The following is a 4,917-nucleotide window of genomic DNA, read 5'->3' as shown; positions in this document are numbered from 1 at the left end:
AAAAAAAATAAAGCCCTTATGAAAATTAAGCTTACAGCACTCTTTCTATTGTTTGCTACGCTATCATACGCACAAGTAGATTTAAATTACTATTTGCCACAAAACGTAAGTTATGACAATAACATACCTACTCCTGAGTCAGTAATTGGTCATCAGGTTGGTGAATGGCACATCAGCCATGATCGGTTGGTAAATTATATGTATGCTTTGGCTGAAGCATCTGACAGAGTCACGATTAAAGAATATGCACAGACTTATGAGCATCGACCATTATTGACCCTGACGATTACATCGCCAACCAATCATCAAAATCTTGAAACAATTAAGACTCAGCATGTACAGCTTACAGACCCAAGTAGTTCGGGGTCACTCGACATTAGTAATATGCCAGCCGTTGCCTACCTTGGCTACAGTGTACATGGCAATGAGCCAAGTGGAAGTAATGCATCTCTACTCGTTGCATACTACTTAGCAGCTGCTCAGGGAGATGCTATAAACGAGCTATTAAATAATACTGTCATTCTCCTCGACCCGAGCTTCAACCCGGATGGTCTTAATCGATTTGCATCTTGGGTAAATTCAAGAAAAAGCCATGTAGAAACGTCAGACTCTTATAACATGGAGCAAAATGAACCATGGCCAAGAGGCAGAACCAATCATTATTGGTTTGATTTAAATAGAGATTGGTTGCCAGTGCAGTTACCCGAGTCACAAGGTAGAATCGCTGTTTTCCATGAGTGGAAACCAAATGTTTTAACAGATCACCATGAAATGGGCACAAACTCCACTTTCTTCTTTCAGCCAGGTATCCCTTCTAGAAACAACCCGCTCACTCCGGCAAATACATACAGGCTTACCGACAAAATGGGCGAGTACCATGCGAAGGCACTAGATGAAATCGGCTCTTTGTATTATACTCGAGAAAGTTTTGATGACTATTATTATGGAAAAGGATCAACCTACCCGGATGTAAATGGTGCGGTGGGGATTTTATTCGAACAAGCAAGCTCCAGGGGTCATGCACAGGAAAGTGTAAATGGTGTACTAAGGTTTCCTTTCACTATCAAAAATCACTTTACTACTTCTTTATCAACGCTTAAAGCAGTAAAAGAAATGCGAGTAGACTTCCTTGAGCATCAGCGTACATTTTATAAAGACGCTATGGCCGAAGCCAAAAAAGATGCTGAGAAAGCGTATTTATTCTCATCTAAAGATGGAAATCGAGCTCTCGCATTGGCCAAACTTATGAGCAGACATCAGATAAATGTGTACAAGACGGCTAAAAAAACCGCTATTGACGGGCAAAATTATAATGTGGAAGAAGCATTTATTGTACCGCTTGAGCAAACACAATATAAGCTCATCAAGGCAATGTTTGAAAAACGTACTACATTTCAGGATAGTCTATTCTATGACGTTTCTACCTGGACTCTTCCTTTAGCATTCGGACTTGATTACAAATCCTTAGACAGCAGGTCATATTCTGCAGACATGCAAGCTGATTTAATCACAAAAGACACCGACCAGGAAGGTAGTATTATCGGCAATAAATCGGACTATGCTTATGTATTTGAGTGGTACGATTACCACGCTCCAACCATATTATATGCACTGCTTAAAAAGGGGTATAGAGCTAAAGTAGCCAGCGAGCCTTTCTATAATGAAGAGGGAAGAATGTTTCCGAGAGGCTCAATTCTTATTCCTGTGGCTAATCAAAATAAATCTAGTGATGCTATTAAAAGTGATTTACAAGGCCTCGTAGATGAATATGGCATTGACATTTGGGCTTTTCAAACTGGCTTAGATTACAAAGGTGTGAGTTTAGGTAGCCCGAGTTTCGACAACGTAAAGCAACCTAAGGTCATGATGTTGGTAGATGGCGGAACACGCTCCTACGATGCTGGTGAAGTATGGCATCTCTTTGATCAACGCTATAAAATGGATTTGTCTTTGTTACCTGTAGATGTTTTTAATCGAGCGAATATTGATAAATACACTACGCTTATCATGGTAAGTGGCAATTACAATGACATTAAAGAATCGGCCAAAGAAAAACTAAAAAGTTGGGTAAGGCAGGGTGGCACTATAGTAGCGAGCAGAGATGCGTTGAGCTACCTGACAAACCATGGTTTTGGAAAATTTGATCTTAAAAAAGACAGCAAAGACGATTCTTCTGCATCCAAAACCTACGCTTCTATGGGTAAATTTAAAGGTGCCCAAGCTATTGGGGGCTCCATTTTCGAACTGAATATCGATAATACCAATCCACTATTTTACGGATATTATAAAAACACAATGCCTGTTTTCAGAAACAGTGAGATTTTTATGGAGAAGTCTAAAAACCCGTTTGCCAACCCTGCTACTTACGGCAGTGCCCCGCTATTGAGTGGGTATATCTCTGAAGAAAATCTCGAAAAATTAAAAAACACATCTGCCGTAGGGATCTCGACTTTAGGCAAGGGACGTGTCATAGGATTTACAGATAACCTAAATTTTAGAGCATTTTGGTATGGCACCAACAAGGCTTTTATAAATGCAGTGTTTTTTGGCCCTGAAATAAGTAGCGGTGCAGCAAGATAGAAACCTAAAAACTAAATTGCCTTTTCGATCAAAAAAGGTACATGATTTTGTTTGTAAATTTATATTGCACTAATTTGACCAAATTCAAATCATTGAAATATTGGCATAATTTTAGCCGTCTATTAGTTCAATAAGAATGAAAAATTTAGTCAGAAATAGTATTTTGCTGCTTTTTACAGTGTTTTTGTCGCAAATTGCATTTGCTCAGAGTGACATTACCAACGATGTAAAAGAGGCAATCAAAGCGGGAAGTTCGAAAGAGTGCTCTAAGTTTTTTAACGAAAGTTTAGATGTCACTATCGATGGGGAGATGAAAAGTTATAGCCGAATACAGGCGGAGTATGTGTTGCGTGATTTTTTTAAAGCACATCCACCAACGAGCTTCAACATTGTGCACGAGGGATCTTCTAAGGGAGGTTTGGCTTTTGCCATTGGGCAGTATGTGAGCAAGCAAGACACATATCGAGTGTGGATGAGAATAAAAAATACTGGGAATCAGTATTTAATTCATGAAATAAGCTTTATACAGGAATAACCTTTTACACATATAAAAAATTAGAAGCACTGATTAAATCAGTGCTTTTTTTATTTTTGCAGCATGGAAAAGAGTTACCTTTCAGAAAAAGCCATACGAGACTTCATTGAATTGTCTCTGAAGGAAGATATAGGTGATGGAGATCACTCCACCCTTGCATCTATCCCTGAAGAAGGCAAAAGTAAGGCTCAACTATTGATTAAAGGTGACGGAATACTGGCAGGTGTAGAACTTGCTCAATTGATCTTTAGGTATTTCGACTCTGAGCTCGAGGTCGACATTAAAATAAAAGACGGGCAGGAGGTTAAGTTTGGTGATGTTGGTTTTATAGTGGAAGGTTCGGCCAGGTCAATTCTCACGTGTGAGCGTCTTGTACTAAATTGTATGCAAAGAATGAGCGGCATAGCTACTTATACCAATCATTTGTGCAACCTTATCAAAGGCTCAAACGCTCAGCTATTAGACACACGTAAAACGACTCCTAATTTTAGGTTAGCCGAAAAGTGGGCTGTCGCAATTGGGGGTGGTACAAATCACCGGTTTGGCCTGTTTGATATGGTGATGTTAAAAGATAACCACATCGATTTTGCAGGAGGTATCGAAAAGGCGATCAAAGCCACTCAGAAATACCTTCAAGCCAATAACAAAGACCTTAGAATAGAGGTAGAAACAAGAAACCTGACTGAAGTGAAGGAAGTATTGAAAGTAGGTGGAGTAGATGTAATCATGTTGGACAATATGATACCTTCTGAAATGAAAGCAGCTGTAAAGCTCATTGATGGTAAGTGCAAAACAGAAGCAAGTGGTGGTATCACAGAGAAAACCATCGCTGAGGTTGCCGAATGTGGCGTTGACTTCATTTCTGTTGGAGCCCTAACACACTCTATCAAAAGCATGGACATTAGCCTAAAGGCTATTTAATCAAAAAAAAGAAGTACAACAAAATATAAAATGGTAGTTAAAACAAAGAAATACAAATTAGAAAGCGGCACATATATTAAACTTGCGCTCGTTAATGTACTAAAACAACAGTGGTGGGTGTTTTTAATTGCCTTAGCCATATGCGCAGGTTACCTGTGGATCCCCAACATGTGGTGGTTTATCGGTACAGGAATCGCATTAGTGTTATACATTCTATTTTGGTTGATTCAATTTGCCGGAGTGACTCAAATGGATCAAACTAAAATGCTTTTTGAGAAACTCTCCTACGAAATTACTAGCCAACAAGTATTGATTAAGCTTAACGCTAAACAAGGTATGCCCTTAAAGTGGGACCAAATCAAAAAAGCTTCAACACGTAAGGATTCAATACTACTTGTTGTAAATAAAGCGCAGCTTATACATCTTCCTCACAAAATATTTAAGACAGATAATGAGCGTAAATTTGTTGAAAGTATCCTTAAAAGGAAGGGGCTGATTAAATAGTTGACTTACAAAAAGCGACTTTCTGTAAACGAAGCTTTAACCAAGCTCGCGAGATATTGCGCCTACCAGGAACGATCTCAAGTTCAGGTAAGACAAAAACTTTATGAACTGGGTCTGTATAGCGATGAGGTAGAAGAGGTTATTGTAAAACTAATTACTGATGACTTTGTAAATGAGGAGCGCTTTGCCAGGAGCTATGCCGGTGGTAAGTTTCGTTTAAAAAAATGGGGTCGAATTAAGATACTCGAAGGCCTCAAGCAACATCAGATTTCCAATTACTGTGTAAAAAAGGCTATGGCTGAAATAGACGATTCAGACTATATGCAAACACTTTGTGAGATTATTGACAAGAAATCGTCTACAGTGAGTGAAGAAAA

Annotated in this window: 5 protein-coding genes; all 5 read left to right on the top strand. The window is 38.9% G+C overall.

The window, feature by feature from the left end:
- On the top strand, positions 1-2,580 hold a 2,580-nt coding region (locus tag E1176_RS06145; RefSeq protein ID WP_343030508.1), incomplete at its 5' end, for a M14 metallopeptidase family protein.
- 136 nt (positions 2,581-2,716) lie between these two features.
- Positions 2,717-3,115: a DUF4783 domain-containing protein gene (locus tag E1176_RS06140; protein WP_155209682.1), complete on the top strand. Its 399-nt coding sequence runs from the start codon at positions 2,717-2,719 to the stop codon at positions 3,113-3,115.
- A 63-nt stretch (positions 3,116-3,178) separates the two neighbouring features.
- Entirely contained in the window at positions 3,179-4,036 is an 858-nt protein-coding gene (gene nadC, locus E1176_RS06135; protein ID WP_155209681.1) for a carboxylating nicotinate-nucleotide diphosphorylase, read from the top strand.
- 30 nt (positions 4,037-4,066) lie between these two features.
- Complete coding sequence (locus E1176_RS06130; protein WP_155209680.1) at positions 4,067-4,540, top strand: YcxB family protein; 474 nt, start codon at positions 4,067-4,069, stop codon at positions 4,538-4,540.
- Positions 4,541-4,917, top strand: a 377-nt coding sequence (locus tag E1176_RS06125) for a regulatory protein RecX (protein ID WP_155209679.1), incomplete at its 3' end; no start/stop codon positions are given.

It is taken from the genome of Fulvivirga aurantia (assembly GCF_009711475.1).
GTDB classification, from domain to species: domain Bacteria; phylum Bacteroidota; class Bacteroidia; order Cytophagales; family Cyclobacteriaceae; genus Fulvivirga; species Fulvivirga aurantia.
Note: the sequence above shows the minus strand (reverse complement) of the source record. Positions and strands in the feature narration are given on the sequence as shown.